This is a genomic window from Castellaniella sp., assembly GCF_034674885.1.
Taxonomy (GTDB): Bacteria; Pseudomonadota; Gammaproteobacteria; order Burkholderiales; family Burkholderiaceae_B; genus Castellaniella.
Window position 1 is genome coordinate 1 of record NZ_JAUCDS010000027.1, and the last position, 19,054, is coordinate 19,054.

11 protein-coding genes and 1 pseudogene are annotated in these 19,054 nt (G+C 60.0%); 5 read left to right on the plus strand and 7 right to left on the minus strand.

Annotated features, from left to right (window positions below; all coding sequences use genetic code 11):
- Positions 1–67: 67 nt before the first annotated feature.
- The 7 genes and pseudogenes from VDP74_RS12865 to rpmH all read right to left on the minus strand — a co-directional run bounded on the left by VDP74_RS12865 (position 68) and on the right by rpmH (position 5,882).
- A complete protein-coding gene (locus tag VDP74_RS12865; protein ID WP_323000040.1) occupies positions 68–724 on the minus strand; it encodes a site-specific integrase in 657 nt (218 codons plus the stop codon).
- 104 nt (positions 725–828) lie between these two features.
- Positions 829–1,233 (minus strand): annotated as a pseudogene (locus tag VDP74_RS12870) (Arm DNA-binding domain-containing protein); the annotation flags it as partial.
- Between the two features lie 360 nt (positions 1,234–1,593).
- On the minus strand, positions 1,594–3,021 hold the full coding sequence (mnmE, locus tag VDP74_RS12875; protein WP_323000041.1) for a tRNA uridine-5-carboxymethylaminomethyl(34) synthesis GTPase MnmE: 1,428 nt from the start codon (positions 3,019–3,021) through the stop codon (positions 1,594–1,596).
- Between the two features lie 250 nt (positions 3,022–3,271).
- Positions 3,272–5,005 carry a membrane protein insertase YidC gene (yidC, locus tag VDP74_RS12880; protein ID WP_323000042.1) on the minus strand — a complete coding sequence of 578 codons (1,734 nt, stop codon included), beginning with the start codon at positions 5,003–5,005 and terminating at the stop codon, positions 3,272–3,274.
- Positions 5,006–5,102: 97 nt separating this feature from the next.
- Positions 5,103–5,345 carry a membrane protein insertion efficiency factor YidD gene (gene yidD / locus VDP74_RS12885; RefSeq protein ID WP_323000070.1) on the minus strand — a complete coding sequence of 81 codons (243 nt, stop codon included), beginning with the start codon at positions 5,343–5,345 and terminating at the stop codon, positions 5,103–5,105.
- On the minus strand, positions 5,342–5,701 hold the full coding sequence (locus VDP74_RS12890) for a ribonuclease P protein component (protein WP_323000043.1): 360 nt from the start codon (positions 5,699–5,701) through the stop codon (positions 5,342–5,344). The genes yidD and VDP74_RS12890 overlap by 4 nt, the downstream gene beginning before the upstream one ends.
- Positions 5,702–5,747: 46 nt before the next feature.
- A complete protein-coding gene (gene rpmH / locus VDP74_RS12895) occupies positions 5,748–5,882 on the minus strand; it encodes a 50S ribosomal protein L34 (RefSeq protein ID WP_043679136.1) in 135 nt (44 codons plus the stop codon).
- 249 nt (positions 5,883–6,131) lie between these two features.
- Here rpmH and dnaA point away from each other — a divergent pair, with 249 nt between their 5' ends.
- From dnaA to VDP74_RS12920, 5 genes are all read left to right on the plus strand, one after another.
- On the plus strand, positions 6,132–7,526 hold the full coding sequence (gene dnaA, locus VDP74_RS12900; RefSeq protein WP_323000044.1) for a chromosomal replication initiator protein DnaA: 1,395 nt from the start codon (positions 6,132–6,134) through the stop codon (positions 7,524–7,526).
- 4 nt (positions 7,527–7,530) lie between these two features.
- Entirely contained in the window at positions 7,531–8,640 is a 1,110-nt protein-coding gene (gene dnaN, locus VDP74_RS12905; protein ID WP_323000045.1) for a DNA polymerase III subunit beta, read from the plus strand.
- Positions 8,641–8,679: 39 nt separating this feature from the next.
- Positions 8,680–11,133, plus strand: a complete 2,454-nt coding sequence (gene gyrB / locus VDP74_RS12910; protein ID WP_416232989.1) for a DNA topoisomerase (ATP-hydrolyzing) subunit B — start codon at positions 8,680–8,682, stop codon at positions 11,131–11,133.
- Between the two features lie 1,209 nt (positions 11,134–12,342).
- Positions 12,343–17,604 (plus strand): DEAD/DEAH box helicase, encoded by a 5,262-nt coding sequence (locus VDP74_RS12915; RefSeq protein ID WP_323000046.1) that lies wholly within the window; start codon positions 12,343–12,345, stop codon positions 17,602–17,604.
- Positions 17,601–18,803 (plus strand): Druantia anti-phage system protein DruA, encoded by a 1,203-nt coding sequence (locus tag VDP74_RS12920; protein WP_323000047.1) that lies wholly within the window; start codon positions 17,601–17,603, stop codon positions 18,801–18,803. The genes VDP74_RS12915 and VDP74_RS12920 overlap by 4 nt, the downstream gene beginning before the upstream one ends.
- The last annotated feature ends 251 nt before the right edge of the window (positions 18,804–19,054 follow it).

The window sequence follows — 19,054 nt, forward strand, 5'->3', positions numbered from 1 at the left end:
CGTATGCTCTATCGGATGCCGGATGGGCTCAAGGTGCGTTCACCGGACAGATACGGCCTATCCCCCCTCACCCACGCCTTACCCTCTGACGAGGGCCGCCGCCAATGTCCCTTCGAAGCCCCTCTGGTGTCCCTTCGATGTCCCTGATCTTGCCGCCGGTGTCCTGCACCTGGGCATCCACAAAATCCGCCCACCATTGCAGCATGTCGCGCCGCTGGCTGGCGTACTGGGCCCGGTTGTAGACACCCAGCACGCCCTTCTGTTCATGCACCAGGCACTTTTCTACCCAGTCGGAATTGAAGCCCGCCTCATTCAGGCAGGTGGAGGCCGTGCGCCGGAAGTCGTGAATCACGAAGTCGCGCACGTCCACATCCAGGGACCGCACCGCTACATTCAGCGTGCTGTGCGCAATGGGGCGGTTCAGGTGGTGTGTGCTGGGGAACACATAGGCCGACCCGCTGGCCAGGCCCTGCAGTTCTTCCAGCATCGCCACCGCCTGCCGAGACAGGGGCACGAAATGGGAGCGGTCTTTCTTCATCCGTTCAGCGGGAATCGACCATTCAGCCTTCGCCAGGTCAAATTCATCCCATTGCGCCTCGATCAGTTCGGACTTGCGCACCATGCAGAGAATCAGCAAATGCAGGGCCAGTTTCTGCGCCCGCTTCATGCTGGATCGGTAGATGGCCTGCAGCAGTCGCCCCACCTCATCGGGGGTCAGCGCCATTTGATCTGCGCCTCAGTTCTTGATGCGATCGGTAATAACCAGCACATCAGTTACTGTGACCTCGGACATCAGCTTGTCCCCGATGGTCGGTATTACGTCCTTGTCTAGCACCCGGCGAATGCTGCGCGGGTTGCTGTTCGCCGGCTCCACCATCTCCAAATGCCAGACCTCAGCAAATGCCCGACTGTGCTGGCGGCCCGGGTCTTGGCTTCCTCTGCCCGTTCGCGGGCCATGACATCACCGCACCAAGCGGCCCGGAAAGCGCGCGCCATTTCCAAAACTGCCGGGGTGATGTCTGGCGGGGTGATGTCGCCGCGCCGTAGGGCCATGGGGGACAGGCCGCGCTGCACCAAGCCCCGGCAATCGTCACGCCATGCACGGGCATCAGCCAAGGGAAAATCTGGATAGTTGCCCAGCGTCACCTTTTCTTGCTTAGCCCCGCGCTCGCCGATCCTGTACCGATACTGCCATGTCTTGGTACCGCCAGGATGGATGACCAGCGACAGGCCGCCTTCATCAGCAGCCTAATAGATTTTGCTAGCAGGTTTCAGCGCCCGCAGCTTTGCATCAGATAGTGCCATGTCGCCGCCCCTGGGTAATAGCGGGTGTGCCCACTGCCTGCCTCAGGCAGCGGCATTTCCCCCCTATGGATGTGCCCACTCTGGCTCCCTATCGTGTGCCTTTCTGCGCCTTTGTGTGCCCATAAAATAGCCGTAAAACAGAGCACACAGGCGCAGAGGGCACACACATGGGCACACATTCCGCCTGATCTACGCGGAATCTATCAGAATCCCGCAGATCATAAATCCAGATTCTACGAGAGCTTCCGTGGGTTTTGTGGACTTCAGTGGAACATGACGGGAGTGTTCCTACTTTCCGATGCAAAACCGGGAAAAAATTTCGCCCAGCAGATCATCGCTGGTGAACTGTCCTGTGATTTCGCACAGGGCTTCGTGCGCCAGGCGCAGTTCTTCGGCGAACAGGTCCAGTACCTGATCGCTGTGCGACGCGTGTTCGCGGGCCAGCAGCAGGTGTTCGCGAGCAGCGTCCAGCGCCTGCACGTGGCGCTCTCGCGCCAGCCAGGGGGATTCCGCCCCCGGCGTCCAGCCGGCGATATGCAGCAGGCGGGCGCGCAAGGTGTCCAGGCCGGCGCCCGTGCGGGCCGAAATACGGATCTCCCCGTGGTCTCCGGGCACAGCTTCGCCCCCGCCAGACCCCGGCACAGCACCCTGGCCGCCCCCGCTGCCGCGGTCCGGTCGCACTGCTTCGCCGGACGTGAGATCCACCTTGTTCAGCACCCGCAGCACCGGCGTGCCCGCCGGCAGGCGGCGCACGATGTCCGCATCCAGCGGATCGTCCGGATGCCGCGCGTCCTGCAGATGCAGGATCACCTGGGCGCGGGCGATTTCCGCCCAGGTGCGCTCGATGCCGATCCGTTCCACCGTGTCGTCGGTGTCGCGCAACCCCGCCGTGTCCACGATGTGCAGCGGGATGCCGTCGATATGGATCTGCTGGATCACGCGGTCGCGGGTCGTCCCGGCGATCGGCGTCACGATGGCGACATCCTCGCCCGCCAGCGCATTCAGCAGACTGGATTTGCCCACGTTCGGCTGACCTGCCAGCACCACGTGCAGGCCCTCGCGCAGCACCAGCCCCTGGCGGGCCGTGCGCAACACCCCATCCAGCGTCGCCGTCACCGCATCCAGGCGCTCCGCCGCCTGGTATTTTTCCAGGAAGTCGATTTCTTCCTCTGGGAAATCCAGGGTCGCCTCGACCAGCATGCGCAACTGCACGATGCGTTCGCTCAGCGCATCGATCTCCGCCGAAAACACCCCAGACAGCGACGCCATCGCGCTGCGAGCCGCCGCCGTGGAACTGGCCTCGATCAGATCCGCGACGGCTTCCGCCTGTGCCAGGTCCAGCCGATCATTCAGAAACGCCCGCTGCGTGAATTCCCCCGGCTGCGCCAGCCGCAAGCCGATCGCCGCACCGCGCGCCAGACAATCGTCCAACACCCGCCGCAACACCGCCGGCCCGCCATGCCCCTGCAGTTCCAGCACGTCCTCGCCCGTATACGAATGCGGCCCCGGGAAAAACAGCGCCAGCCCCTCGTCCATCACATCGCCATCCCGATGGCGAAACGGCAGGTAATGCGCATGCCGAGACTGCAACGCCTGACCGCACAACGATTCCGCCCAGGCCCGCAGGTCCGGCCCCGACACCCGGATCACCCCGATCCCACCCCGCCCGGGGGCGGTGGCAATGGCGATGATGGGGTCGGAAGGTAGTGCGTTCATGGCGGGAAGGTCTGAAAATCTGGTGAACGGGGTGATGCGGCACGGTCAATGCGCCACAAAAGCAACTCATTCGCATGATATCGGGAAACCGATAGCAGGGAATCACGTGAGACAAGGCACAGCCATCACCGCCACCATCAAAAAAACTTGTAGCGCGCCAGGCCTGCTCCCACCGACATAGCCCTCAAGAACTCAAAACAAAACGGCGCCCCCAAAAGAGCGCCGCTTCATCATACCGACATCCGAAACATCAACTGGACGCCGACGCTGCCTTCTCGCGATCCAGGCGATTCATGATCACCCGCTGCTGAATGATCGACACCGTATTGTTCACGCACCAGTACAGCACCAGGCCCGCCGGGAACAGGAACATCATCCCGCCGAACACCAGCGGCATGATCATCATGATCCGCGCCTGCATCGGATCCGGAGGCGTCGGATTCAGCTTGATCTGCAGGAACATCGTCAGCATCATGAACGCCGGCAGAATGAACCACGGATCGCTCACCGACAGATCGTGGATCCACAACAGCCACGGCGCACCGCGCATCTCCACACTGCCCAGCAACACCCAGTACAGCGCGATGAACACCGGGATCTGCACCACCATCGGCAGACACCCGCCCAGCGGATTGATCTTTTCCGTGCGGTACATCTCCATCATCGCCGCATTCAGCTTCGCCTTGTCGTCGCCGAATTTTTCCTTCAGGTGCTTCATGCGCGGCGCGACCAGCTTCATCTTGGCCATCGAACGATAGCTGGCGGCCGACAGCGGATAGAACACCAGCTTGATCAGCAGCGTCAGCAGCACGATCGTCCAGCCCCAGTTGCCCACCAGGCTGTGCAGCCAGATCATGAACTTGAACATCGGCTTGGCGATGATCGTCACCCAGCCGTAGTCCACGACCAGATCCAGCCCGGGCGCAACCTCGCCCATCGCCCGCTGATCCTGGGGGCCGACCCACAGCTGGGAGTCCACGGACTTGCTGGCCCCCGGAGCGATCGAACCCAAGGATTCAATCGTGCGGATCGCAAACAGATTGCCCGGCAGCGCCAGCGCCTGGTTCGTGCGCACTACGCCTTGCTGCGGCACCCAGGCCGTTGCGAAGTAGTGCTGCACCATGCCAACCCAGCCATTGTCCGCCTGCTTGATGTAGCTGGCCTTGTTCTTGGTGATGTCCTCGAACGTCACCTTCTGGAACTTGTCTTCTGTCGAATAGACGGCCGGGCCCGTAAACGTGCTGTAGAAACCCGTCGTATTGGAAGGCTCGTGGCCATCGCGCGTCAGCTGCAGGTACAGCGACGGATCGATCGGCTGATCCCCCAGATTGGTGACGTCGTTGCGTACGCGGATATCGTAGCCGTCGTTCGACAACGTGTAGGTCTTGACCACCCGGACCTGGCCGGCCGTGGCTTCGAACGAGATCTCGGTCGTGTCACCCTTGACCACCGGCCCGTCGCCCACCAGAGCGAACGGCGTCAGGTGCGTCGGGTAGGTCTGCCCCTGCGGCGCGCCCACCAGCCCCGTCTGGGCCACGTACATGTCGCCCGGCTGATCGTTCAGCAGATACATGGCATCGCCCGCATCCTGCGGCGGCTTTTTCCCCATCAGCCCCTTGAACCAGGGGATGATCCCCGTCGTGGCTTCCTGGTTCTTGTAGTCCAGCAGTTCCGCGCGCACCAGTTGCGCACCCAGCGTGTCGAACGTCAGGTTGTACACACCGGTCTTCACGTGCACTGCCTGGCCCTCGGGCGCAGCATCGGATGCAGGAATCGTGGCCTGGCCGGCAGAGCCCTGTGCGGCAGCCGGTGGCACGTCCTTCGAACCTGTCGACGCAGCCGCATCAGCCGTCTTGGCCGTCTCTGCGGCCGGCGGCGTCATGGAAAACAGGGACGGCTGACCCTGATACACCTGCCAGTTGTTCCACAACAGCAGGAGCGAAAAAGAAAAGATCATCCAGAGGATGGTGCGTCGAATGTCCATTGGCGCCTGTTTTCGAATAGGGTCAGAGCAAAAAGCTCACCAGTTTAACGTAGGGTGGCTGACAGGGACTTGATCATATGCCCTTCGACCGTGCATTTCATCCATGACCGCCCGCCGGGTACCGTGCCGGCGGTACCGGATCGTGTCCGCCCGGACACCCGGGATGGCAGCGCGCAATGCGGCGCGCGCCCAGCCAGATGCCGCGCAGCACGCCGTGGGTCTCGATAGCCTCGATCGCATAGGCCGAACACGTCGGCGTGAAGCGGCATTGCTGCCCCACCCACGGGCTCAGAAAGTACCGATAGAACCGGATCGGCGCAATGAACAGGGATCGAATCAACATTTCTCGATCTTGCCCAGCAGTGCATCGGCCTCTGTGCGGACCTGGCGTTTCAGGGCCGTCAGGCTGGCCGGGGCGGGCCGGGTGACCAGTCGGAACACCAGGTCGCCCGCAGGCAAGGCAGACCGGCGCAGGCGAAAGGCCTCGCGCAGAACGCGTTTGATGGCATTGCGCGTCACCGCCAGGGGCGCGTGGCGCTTAGGCACGACCAGCCCCAGGCGAGCAGCCCCCGGAGCAGATTCCCGAGGACTGGAGACGATGAACAAAGCCCCTCGGGCGATACGCCGGCCCTTCAGGGCCGCCGCGTATTCCGAGGGGCGATGCAGCCGGGCCGCCGAAGGGAAATCGGTAGGCATGGCAGTCAATTCCGAAGCCGGCCAGAACCGGCGTGGGGACGACGAATCAGACGGCCAGGCGCTTGCGGCCCTTGGCGCGGCGGGCGCTGAGGACGGCACGGCCTGCACGCGTCTTCATGCGGACGCGAAACCCGTGGGTGCGCTTGCGGCGGGTAACAGAAGGCTGGAAGGTGCGTTTCATGGCGAATCCAAAAGAGCTCGGGTTGTGTTGAATTGTGGCTTATAAGGCTCGATCGCCTGGGCACCATCGACAGGCACATACGTAGCCAGTTCACCCAAAGCATCGAAAAGCCCATTATTTCAACAAATTTTTAACGTCCCGTCAATCACTTGTGGACTTATCCCCCGCAGCACCGCGCAAGCCGCCGGGCGGTCTGTGGATAACTCACCACAGGAAAGGGTAGAATCGAGGTTTCGCACGATGACCCTTATGAATGAATTCTGGCAGGCCTGTCTCCAGCAGCTGGAACAGGAACTTCCCCCCCAACAGATCAGCGCCTGGATCAAACCCCTGGTTCCGCTCGGCTACGACGAGGAACTCGCGATCCTGAGGCTTGGTGTGCCCAATCGCATGAAACTCGACTGGGTACGCAAGAACTATTCCACGCGCATCGAAACGCTGGCCAGCGACTGGTTCTCCCAGGCCGTGCAGGTGCAGCTCGAAATCCACGCCAGCCCGGCGCGATCCGCCCCGGCCGTGCGCGTGCCGGCGCCGCCCGCCCCGGCCGCCGGCCCGGCTGGCCAGGCGCCCGCTGCCGCACCGGCCCCGGCGCACGTCGCCGCCGACGAGGCCATGAAAGACCGGTCCCGACTGAACCTGGACCTGACCTTTGACAACTTCGTCATCGGCAAGGCCAACCAGCTGGCGCGCGCGGCCGCCTTGCAGGTCGCCGAAAACCCCGGCGTGTCCTATAACCCGCTGTTCCTGTACGGCGGCGTGGGCCTGGGCAAAACCCACCTGATCCACGCCATCGGCAACGCCCTGCTGACCGGCGGCAACAATCCGCGCATCCGCTACGTGCATGCCGACCAATACGTGTCCGACGTGGTCAAGGCCTACCAGCGCCGCGCCTTTGATGACTTCAAGCGCTACTACCATTCGCTGGATCTGCTGCTGATCGACGATATCCAGTTCTTCGCCGGCAAGAACCGCACCCAGGAAGAATTCTTCTACGCCTTCGAGGCCATGGTGGCCCAGCGCAAGCAGATCATCATCACGTCCGACACCTACCCGAAGGAACTGGCCAACATCGACAGCCGGCTGATCTCGCGCTTCGATTCGGGGCTGACGGTCGCCATCGAACCGCCCGAACTGGAAATGCGCGTGGCCATCCTGCTGCGCAAGGCCCAGACCGAAGGCATCACCATGCCCGAAGAGGTCGCGTTCTTCATCGCCAAACATCTGCGCAGCAACGTGCGCGAACTGGAAGGCGCCCTGCGCAAGGTTTCCGCCTACGCCCGCTTCCACGGCCGCGAAGTCCTGACCGTCGAGGTCTGCAAAGAAGCCCTGAAAGATCTGCTGTCGGTCTCCAACAGCCAGATCACGGTGGAAAACATCCAAAAAACCGTCGCCGACTTCTATAAAATCAAGGTCGCCGACATGTATTCGAAACGCCGGCCTGCCAATATTGCGCTGCCGCGTCAGATTGCCATGTATCTGGCAAAAGAACTGACCCAGAAGAGTCTGCCTGAAATCGGCGATCTGTTCGGCGGGCGCGATCACACCACGGTGCTGCACGCAGTCCGCAAGATCACCGATCTGCGGGGCAAACAGACCGAATTGAATCACGCACTTCACGTACTCGAGCAAACCCTCAAAGGATAATGACATGCTACTGATACAAGCAAGCCGCGATGCCATCCTCAAGCCCCTGACGACCGTGGTGGGGATCGTCGAACGGCGCAACACCTTGCCGATCCTGGCCAATGTCCTGATCCGCAAGCAAGGCAATCAGGTTGCTTTCCTGGCCAATGACCTGGAAGTCCAGATCACCACGCAGGCCGATTTCGGGGTGGGCGACGAAGCCCAATCCACCACCGTGGCAGCGCGCAAGTTCCTCGACATCCTGCGCGCCCTGCCGGATACCGGCGACGTCCGCCTGTCGCTGGACGACACGAAACTATCGGTCCAGGCGCGCCGCAGCCGTTTTGCCCTGCAGACGCTGAACGCCGCCGACTACCCCACCGTGTCCCAGGCAGACCAATGGACGGCATCGTTCTCCGTGCCCCAAAAGGCCCTGAAGCAGCTCTTCAATCAGGTGCACTTTTCCATGGCGCAACAGGACATCCGCTACTACCTGAACGGCTTGCTGATGGTGCTGGAACCCGGCCGGGTCCGTGCCGTGTCCACCGACGGCCACCGCCTGGCGCACGGCAGCATCGCCGTCGAGGGCCTGGAAGCCCAGATGGACGCCATCATCCCGCGCAAGACCGTGCACGAAATGCAGCGCCTGCTGGCCGATGATGAATCGCCGGTGGACATCGACCTGGCCGCCGGCCAGATCCGCTTCCGCTTCGACCAGATCGAATTGGTGTCCAAGCTCGTGGAAGGCAAATTCCCCGACTACAAACGCGTCATCCCGACCGGCTACACGCGCCATATCCTGATTCCCCGCGATGCCCTGCAGGCCAGCCTGCAACGCGCCGCCATCCTCACGACCGACAAACTGAAAGGCGTGCGGATGCAGCTGGGCGAGAACCTGCTGCGCATTTCCTCGTCGAACGCCGAACAGGAAGAAGCCCGCGAAGAACTCGAAGTCGACTATGCCCAGGAACCCCTGGACGTGGCCTTCAACGTCACCTACCTGCTCGATGTGCTGGCCAACATCAAGACCGAGAAGGTCTGCTGGTCGGTGCAGCCGGACGTCAACGCCTCAGTGCTGATCACGGTGCCCGAAGACGACGAATTCAAATACGTCGTCATGCCGATGCGCATCTGATCGCCACAGGCGCCCGACTGATTCAATCACAGGATTTCCATGTCAGAACCCACTACCCCGAACACGCCATCCACCGGTTACGGTGCCGACTCGATCAAGATGCTCAAGGGCCTGGAAGCCGTCCGCAAACGGCCAGGCATGTACATCGGCGACACCTCGGACGGCACCGGCCTGCACCACATGGTCTTCGAGGTGGTGGACAACGCCATCGACGAGGCCCTGGCCGGCTACTGCGACGACATCGTCGTGGCCATCCACGCCGACAACAGCATTTCGGTCACGGACAACGGCCGGGGCATCCCCACGGCCATCCACAAAGACGACGAACACCACCGCAGCGCGGCTGAAATCGTCATGACCGAACTGCACGCCGGCGGTAAGTTCGACCAGAATTCCTACAAGGTGTCCGGGGGCCTGCACGGCGTGGGCGTGTCCTGCGTCAACGCACTGTCCGAATGGCTGCGCCTGACCATCTGGCGCAACGGCCACGAACACCAGATGGAATTCCGCCGGGGCGAACGCGTGGCCCCGCTGGCCGTGGTCGGCGATGCCGATCGCACCGGCACCCGGGTGCAGTACCTGGCGGATTCGGAAATCTTCAGCAACATCGACTACACCTACGAAATCCTGGCGCGCCGGCTGCGCGAACTGTCCTTCCTGAACAACGGCGTGAAAATCCGCCTGGTGGATGAGCGCACCGGACAGGACGAAAACCTGGCCTTCCTGGGCGGGGTCAAGGGCTTCGTCCAGTACATCAACCGCGCCAAGACCGTCCTGCACGACAACATCTTCGCCGTGACGACCGAATCCGACGCCGGGGGCATGCGCGTGGGCGTCGAAGTCGCCATGCAATGGAACGACAGCTACGCCGAAACCGTGCTGTGCTTCACCAACAACATCCCGCAGCGCGACGGCGGCACCCACCTGACCGGCCTGCGCGCCGCCATGACCCGGGTGCTGAACAAATACATCACCGACAACGAACTGGCCAAGAAGGCCAAGGTCGACACCACCGGCGACGACATGCGCGAAGGCCTGGCCTGCGTGCTGTCGGTCAAGGTGCCGGAACCCAAGTTCAGCAGCCAGACCAAGGACAAGCTCGTCTCCAGCGAAGTCCGCCCCGCCGTCGAAGACGCCGTCAGCCGCACCCTGGAAACCTGGCTGCTGGAAAACCCCAACGACGCCCGCGCCCTGTGCTCCAAGATCGTCGAGGCCGCCCGCGCCCGCGAAGCCGCCCGCAAGGCGCGCGAAATGACACGCCGCAAGAGCATCCTGGAAGGCGCCGGCCTGCCGGGCAAGCTGGCGGACTGCCAGGAAAAAGACCCCGCCCTGTGCGAACTGTACATCGTGGAAGGGGACTCGGCCGGAGGTTCCGCCAAACAGGGCCGCGACCGCAAGTTCCAGGCGATCCTGCCGCTGCGCGGCAAGGTGCTGAACGTCGAAAAGGCCCGCTTCGACCGCCTGCTGTCCAGCGAGCAGATCACCACGCTGATCACGGCCCTGGGCACCAGCATCGGGCCGGATTTCAACATCGACAAGCTCCGCTATCACCGCATCATCATCATGACTGACGCGGACGTGGACGGCGCCCACATCCGTACCCTGCTGCTGACCCTGTTCTACCGCCAGATGCCGGCGCTGATCGAGAACGGCTACGTCTACATCGCCCAGCCGCCGCTCTACAAGGTCAAGGTCGGCCGCGAAGAACGCTACCTGAAGGATGACGGCGAAGAAGCCCAGTTCATGCTGCAGCTGGCCCTGAAGGACACCGAACTGGTGCCCCGCGCGGATGCCACCCCGATCCGCGACGACGCCCTGCTGGATCTGGCGCGCCAGTACGTCCTGGCCGACCACGTCATTGCCCGCCTGTCACGCATCATGGACGTCGAGGCCCTGTCAGCCATGGCCGAGGGCGTACAGATCAGCCTGATCGACGAAGCCGCCGCCCGCGCCAGCGCCACAGCCCTGGAACAGGCCTTGCACGATCCGGAAGCCCCCCAGGCCGTCCACGTCGAAGCCCAGTACGACGAAACCGAGGACGCCTGGCGCCTGGCCGTCATCCGCCCCCACTTTGGCAACCTGCGCGTCAGCCTGTTCGACCGCAGTTTCGTGCGCGGCGGCGACTACGCCGTCCTGTCCCGCGCAGCCAAGACCTTCCTGGGCCTGCTGGGCGCCGGCGCCGTCGTGCGTCGCGGCACCGGCGACAAGGCGAAGGAAAAATCCGTCTCCGACTTCCGCGAAGTCATGCAGTGGCTGCGCACCGAGGCCGAACGCGGCATCAGCAAACAGCGCTACAAGGGCCTGGGCGAGATGAACCCGGCACAGCTCTGGGAAACCACCATGGACCCGTCCGTGCGCCGCCTGCTGCGCGTGCAGATCGAAGACGCCATCGCCGCCGACGAGATCTTCGTCACCCTGATGGGCGACAACGTGGAACCGCGCCGCGCCTTCATCGAGGCCCATGCCCTGCAGGCGGGGAATATCGACGTCTGACGGTGTAGGATCTCGCGAAAGCTTAGATCCGTCTCATGTAAGTTAGATTTTCTTATTTGAGATTAGATCGGGGGGGCCACCGACAGATGGCCCTTTTTCTGCGGGCCAAAGTCATGCGAAAGCCAGTCGCCTTACACCACCTCGCCAATCATCCGTTGCGGCTGAGCGTCTGCTGGGCAGTAGCTTAGATAGGGTACCGATCATGTAGCGTCGTGCTATAAAGCAACATGGTTGGTTACACTCAGTCTCTAACTATTCGCGCGGCGTCCATGACGTTCCCGACTTCATACGCATCGGCCACGCCAGTACTTGATCCGCTCGAGTTTGCTCGCGGCGCGATTTGTGCCGCGACGTTCGTGGCCGCTGATACGGCGAGCGAAACGCACGTCACGAAGCTTCGCCTTTTATTCGAGCGAGCCGGCTTGGCGTCGTCAATGAAAGAAGCCCTCAAAACCATGCAACTCCTACGCGAGGCTGAGCCGCTGGGCGGCGGATATTGGACTGCTGCGCCCCTCCGTGTTGTTGAGTTGGGCCCTGAATGCCTCCTCTTGGTAGGCCCGCACCCGACATCGGAATTGCAACGGCACTTTGCCGGCGTGCTTCGGGCCGGAAAGGGGCGGGTGATGAGTCATGTCGGCACGACTGCGCTGCCCAGGCAATCACAAGCGGCTTGGCGAGGAAGCGACGGAAACGACGCACGCTCTTGGACCCAGAGCACTATCAATTCGGCAATGAAGACACTCGCGCCATCCTTTGTTGCTGATAACCTGCAAGTGTTCGCTGTCCGACAATCTGGCGAGCGGGGTCACGAAGCGGTTTGGCTTCCAGCGGGGAGCAATCTCGCATGTGAGTGGCGTGAAGTCGGGCTATTTCGTGCACGGCGCAGTACGACGTACTACCGCTATTTCCTTGGAAAGTACGAAGCAGGAAGAGAGTTTCTAGAGGGACCTCAGGTCTTCGATGCAGCCCGATTCCAATTCGGCCTTGCTGCCCTGCAGCATAAGCCGTTGGCGACCACCATCACAACCATTTCCGGTACGACTTCGATTTCTCTGGCCGTGGCGCCTCCTCCATCAATAAGGCGCTTACTCGTGGCGCTTTGTACAGAACATCCAAGATCGTTTGGACGCGTCTGGACGTGTTGTGCCCCGACCTGTCTGCCTGTGCTACTAGAATCGCTTCAAGAACTCAGTTGCGAGATAAAACACCATGAGTGACTCCAAGACCTACTCTGCACGCACTGTCTTTGATGGGATGAAGGGGACCCTGCATCGATATCTGGAAGCCCAATACCATATCTGGGATGAAAGCCTGATCGAAGGACGCAAACGGCTGTTGGAGTCCGAAGGCGTAACATTTCAAGAACCCCGTATCGAGGGGACGCCGTTCTATGTCGCAGGGAACACGTATGCCCAGATGAAAATTCCATCGGCAGCTAAGGCCGTGCTTGAGCTTGCTGCTGAGCAAGCTGGAACCGGAATTCCCAAGCGACCCTACAAACACCAGGCGGATGCGCTTGAGTCATTCCTTGGTCGTGGTGAGGAGGTCATCGTCGCCACCGGCACCGGCTCCGGCAAGACAGAGTGTTTCCTTATGCCGATCATCGGATCGCTCGCCATCGAGTCCTCCGAGCGGCCGGATTCTTGGCTAAACCCCGGCTGCCGGGCACTACTGCTGTACCCGATGAATGCGCTGGTCAACGATCAGCTTTCACGGCTGCGGCGCCTGATGGGCCAGCAAAATGTTGCTGAACACATCCGCGGCAGGCGACCTGGCCGCGCAACATTTGGGATGTACACAAGCCGAACGCCGTATCCCGGAGTGGCCAGCAAAGCACGTGATCAATCCCGTCTGCAACCATTAGTGCAACATGCCTATCTCGACCTTCCCGAAGAAGCCAGGGAGCGGCTCGATCGAGAAGGTAAGTGGCCGGCCAAGGATCTTGAGGCCTTCGTAGACTCCTCCTTCGTAACCGGCCCCAACGACTCTGAGCTGCTGTCACGCAGCGAGATGCAGGCACGTTGCCCTGACTTGCTCGTCACTAACTATTCGATGCTGGAATACATGCTGCTGCGGCCGATCGAACGAAGCATCTTCGATCAAACGGCGGCCTGGCTGGCTGCCGACCAATCAAACTATTTCACTGTCGTGCTTGATGAGGCCCACATGTATCGCGGCTCGGGGGGCGCCGAAGTTGCATACCTCCTCCGAAGGCTTCATGCACGCCTGGGGGTCAGCCGGGATCGAGTGCGGTACATTTTGACCAGTGCAAGCCTTGGCAAGACAGCCGAGGCTACTACACGTATGCAGGCTTTCGCTGCAGATCTAAGTGGCCTTACCAAGGGTCAACGCGAATTCACGCTCATCCGAGGCGAGCAACTGAAGAAGTCAGGGGAGAGACCCGCGACAAAGTCAGAGGCAGCCGCATTAGCTCGTTTCGACATCTCAGCACTGCACGAGTCTGCACTCGACCCGGACAAGGCCACAACCGAATTTAGTACGCTGCTAAAAGCGCTAGGCCAAAAATCAGACCGGAGTGCCGGATGTGATCAGGCTGCACTTCAACAGGCAGTCTATCAATGGCTTCAATCATTTGGTCCCGCAGCGCTCGTTGCGAACCTGGTGACGGAACATCCGCAAAAACTCCGTGCCATCGCAACTTTGGCCTTCCCTGGATCAGGCGATGCCGAGGCAGCAATGGAGGCAACCCTGGCACTCATGTCGTTCGCTAAGGAGCAGCATAGCGGACGCGTGTACGCACCAGTACGCTCGCATTTGTTCTTCCGCGGTATTACAGGCATCTACGCCTGCACCAATGCTAGTTGCAGTGCCAAAGACCCTTCAGTCCCTTCGGGGAGGCTTGGAAAGCTTTACTCGGAGCCGATGCTTCGATGCAAGTGCGGCGCACGCGTGTACGAAGTGCTGACGCATCGCGATTGCGGAACTGCATTCATACGAGGATACGTTGAGGATCAATTCGGAACGTTCCTCTGGCACCAGCCATCCAACGGCCTGTGGGGATCGGGCGGCCTGATGGAGGCGCATTTCCTGGTAGAGCTCGACCGTCGTGCGACCGAGGCCCATGGGCGGATGGAAGGCTCTCACGTTTGGCTCCACACAACCACAGGAAGACTTGTTGTTCAGGCACCGCCCGCTGCAGAGGAACTGGACCAATACCTCGCGCTTATCCGACCTGATAGTCCTGTGGCGATTTCAGGACAACAGACGCTGTCCTTCAAACAAGAGTGCCCCGTGTGCACACGGCGGTGGCAGGCCGGTTCGACCAAGATCATGGATTTGGCCACAAAGGGTGAAGCACCATTCGCCCAGTTAATCCGGACACAGGTCGAACTGCAACCCATTACGCAACAAAAAACAGACCGTTCCCCGAATGGCGGCCGTAAATCGCTACTCTTCTCCGACGGTCGCCAGAAAGCGGCACGTCTAGCAAGAGACATTCCGCGCGAGATTGAGAACGATGTCTTCCGACAATTATTACTCCTGGCTTCGAGAGAACTGCACGAACTCCAGCGCGAGGCCACACTCGGTGATCATATGTACGTTGCTTTGCTGCATGTGCTAGCAAAGAACGCCCTATTGCTGTTTGACGGCGCTGACCGGGAACGACTACAGCGAGATGTACTCGACCATCGCCGCCACTACCAGGGCGAATTGCGCGATGCGCTTGAAGAGTCGCCCCCAGCCAAACCGCCGCGGTTCTCCTCGCTCCTCCTCCGGCATCTAGGGTCGCCGTTTTACTCATTGAGCGCACTGACGCTGGCACACATTGAGCCTATACGGCGAGTGCGTCGACAAATTCTCGCGGAGTTGCCAGGCATCAACGAAACACATCTCCATGCTGTGTGGGTAGCATGGATTCAAAGCTTTGCCAGCAACTTTGCCGTAGATGCGGATTTGCCCCCTGGCGTCAGATTGCAAGCCGCCGGCTATCCCATCGGGGGAGGCCTGGACCGAAATGGCGGCTTTTCGGCAAGACAACAGGCGTTTTTGCGTGCTCGACTACCAGAACTGGAGCAGGTCTTCGAGACGCTGACTTCAGCCTTGTGCCAAAAACATCCAGGACGCTCTGGCTCTTTTATCGTCCCGGGTAGGCTCGCCCTAAAACTCGCATCAGATCAGCACGATTGGTACCAATGCGGGCAGTGCGCCACAGTGTCGCCGGTCGAATGGTGGGGACATTGTCCAAACTGCCTAGCTGACGGAGTGACTGCCGTTCGCCCTGGAGCGACACAGTACCTACGTGCCCGCAAGGCGTTCTTCCGAGATCCAGTCAACGACATACTGGAGGGAAAGACAAGCCCATTCAACCTATCGGTGGAAGAGCATACGGCCCAACTCACCTATCGAGACGTGGACGACTCTACAACAACGACCGAGGAATTCGAGCGCCGTTTCCGGGATATTCTGGTCGAACGAAACGACACATCGATTGATGTCCTCAGCAGCACGACAACAATGGAAGTCGGTATTGACATCGGCTCCCTAGTCGCCGTGGGGCTACGCAACGTACCACCGCTACGGCAAAACTACCAGCAGCGCGCCGGACGGGCCGGGCGACGAGGATCAGCCGTATCTACGGTCGTCACCTATGCTCAGAACAGTCCTCATGATAATCACTATTTCGAAAATCCAGAGCCAATAATTTCTGGTGAACCGACTCTACCCGGGGTTGATACGACGAATCCAAAGATCGTTGAACGACATATCCGTGCACAACTCATACAGGCGTACTTCCACTCTCAGCAGTTCAACGCAACGAGCGATGACATGTTCTCGGTACTGGGTGAGACGATGGACTTCTACGGTGGTACCGGTCCATTTAGTTTACCTGGATTTATCGAGTGGCTTTCCGGCTCTCAGGCCGCACAAGCCTGCTACACCACCATGGGTAGCTGGTTGCCCGCGTCGTTCAGCAAATCACCTGCCGAGGTAGCTAATGAGTTCGTTGCTGAGCTGGAACGCAAACGACCAAAGAGCGTATCTGAGTTGGATCCTGCTGAAGAAAAGCTTATCGAGTTTCTCTTCGCCAAGGGATTCCTGCCTTCCTACGCCTTTCCACGCGACCTGTGTGCACTACAGATTGAACAGCTAGAGAGACGCGGAAATTTCACGCGGCCAAAGATACTGCAGCGTCCTCAGCAGGGGTTAAACGTCGCACTATCTGAATACGCACCAGGCCGACTCGTCGTAGTCGATAAAAAGACCTATCGTGTTGGAACGGTTGCTGCCAACGGTTCGGCCGCCATTGTTGATCGAGCTGAGCGTCTTTTCGACGATCGCCGTTACTACATACATTGTCCAGAATGCGAATACACATCCGGATTCAGACGCGAAGCACCGAAAAATGAGCAGTGTCCACTTTGTCGTACAACCGTTTTGGAAGCTGCATCGGTTATCGAGCCACAGGTTGTCTTTCCCGAGGGGCGCGGGGAAGTCGATGAGTTCGACGATGAGCAGACCTTTACGAACGCAACAAGTGCACAACTGTCCGTACCTGCCGGAAGTCTCGCGTTCGACTTCCGGAGCCTGGGCGTTCACTGCGACATCGGATTCGCAAGAGATCAACAGCTTGTGATGGTCAACAAGGGCCAGGCTGACTCTGGACAATATTCGGGCTTTCTGATCTGTAATCGCTGCGGGAAGGCAGCATCTAATCCACAACACGTTGGCCCCCACGACCGAGATTACTATCTATCCACGCGCGGGACGGGACGCTGCAATGGTGAGTTCGAACAGGTATATCTGGGCTATAGCTTCTCATCCGACGTTCTCATTGTGCGACTTCCGTTGTCGATGCCTCTACGCTTCGACCCTTTGAAGACAACCGAACGAGAGCCTATTTCAAACGCGCTGCAATCGCTCGCAGAAGCATTCGTCTTGGGTTTAAGCCGAGAACTGGACATTGACATCCGTGAAATCAACGCAGGCTTCCGCTTCGTGCGCGTCGGTGAAGAACACTTCGCTGACATCTTCGTATATGACACGCTTTCTGGCGGTGCCGGCTATGCGACGCAAGCAGGAGAACACTTTGAGGCAGTCCTCGCACAGGCTGAGATTCTACTGAGTCGATGCTCGTGCTCGACCTCGTGCGACAAATGCCTGCGTCATTATGGAAATCGCTTCCATCACTCCATACTGGACCGTCACTTAGCGCTTGACCTGCTCCGCTATGCACGCGACGGTTACATACCAGCAGCGCCATCCTTCGATGAGCAGAGATCCACGCTGCAGCCGCTGAAAGACATGATGCTGCTCGCAGGCTGGTCAGAGGAACCGTCCGCCACAGCCCCCTACGTAGTCACGCATCAGGGAAGGCACGTGCAGCTCTTCTCCTTTCCATCGTTGGTCGATCCGACACACTATGGATTCACATCGGAGACAAATCGCCGTGCATTCTCCTCGTTTGAACTTGCGCGCGATTTGCCTGGTGCTTATAGAGAAGTCGAATGAAGACAGGCCTAGTCATAGCGCTACCGAGTGACGAAGCGCGCCTCAAGCGGAAAGTACGTACCCATTTTAAGCGACTCGGGTTCGTGAAGGCTCCTGACGGTACATTGATACCGCCTAACCTCGACAAGCAAAGTTACCGCGACATGCACGCGCATCAGCGAGACTCACGCCTCGCAGACAACCGTGCCTGGATTGCAGCGCGATCTAATCGCTTGATCCAGCACTTCGCATCTGGGGCCGAACTTGACGTCGAACGCATTTGTCCTCGCATAGAGCTCGTTCGCTCCGGCACCTGGCAAGGTGATCTTTTTAGATTTGCAAGCTACTACTGGAGAATACCAATCTCAGAAGGTTACGGCCGCCGCTTGCGATTCCTTGTGTGGGATGACTACCACGGCAAGCTCATGGGTCTGTTCGCTTTAGGAGACGCCGTATTCAACCTCCGCGCCCGAGATGATTTCATCGGATGGGACCATCATCGTCGAATGGACGCAATGGTTAACCTCATGGATGCCTACGCGCTTGGAGCTGTACCGCCATATAACATGTTGCTCGGAGGCAAGTTGATCGCGTCACTCATCCGTAGCCAGGATGTTGTTGACATCTTCCAGGCAAAGTATCACGACTCTGTTGGTGTGATCTCAGGCAAGTCAAAGCATGCCAAGCTCGTCGCGGTCACGACTACATCAGCGCTCGGGCGCTCGTCCTTGTACAACCGACTGAAGCTTAACGGTCAGCCGATCTTCCAGCCAATCGGCTCGACATCGGGCTGGGGGCATTTCCACGTTTCTGACGAGCTGTTCAATGAATTACGGGAATATCTCCGGTCAGTCGGTCATCACTACGCCGACTCTCACGGCTACGGTCAGGGGCCTAACTATCGGCTTCGACTGATACGTAAGGCGTTTGGTCTGCTGGGCCTGGACCCAGACATGGCAAAACATGGGCTCGTACGAGAGGTGTTCTTTTGCTCACTCGCAACCAACTCCCTCCAGTTTCTCCGGGGGGATCACAAGCACGTCAAGTACGATAACTTACCTACAGCGGCGCAGATGGGGGAAGCGGCCAAAGTGCGTTGGGTCATTCCACGAGCAAAACGAATGCCTGAGTTCCAGACTTGGCGTAGTGAGGAGTTTCTTCGAGAGCTTGACGGTACCAATGTACATATAAAACGCAAACACGGTGAGCGGGTCGCATAATGGACTGGGCACGCGATTACCTGGGCAATGATGTGCCGGCCTGGCAGGGCGGCATATCCGGATTCGGTTTGACGTGCCCATGCTGTGGCGAACGAGTGCTTCGGCGCGCAGGGGGAGAGCGACGGCCGCACTTTGCGCACTACAGCCGCCGTGCCAAGCCTGATTGCGAAAACTACTTCCCTTCTCAAGACAATGCCACCATGTCAGCACTGGGGACAGGCGTCAGGGGAGTGCCAGGTGGACGGCAAAGA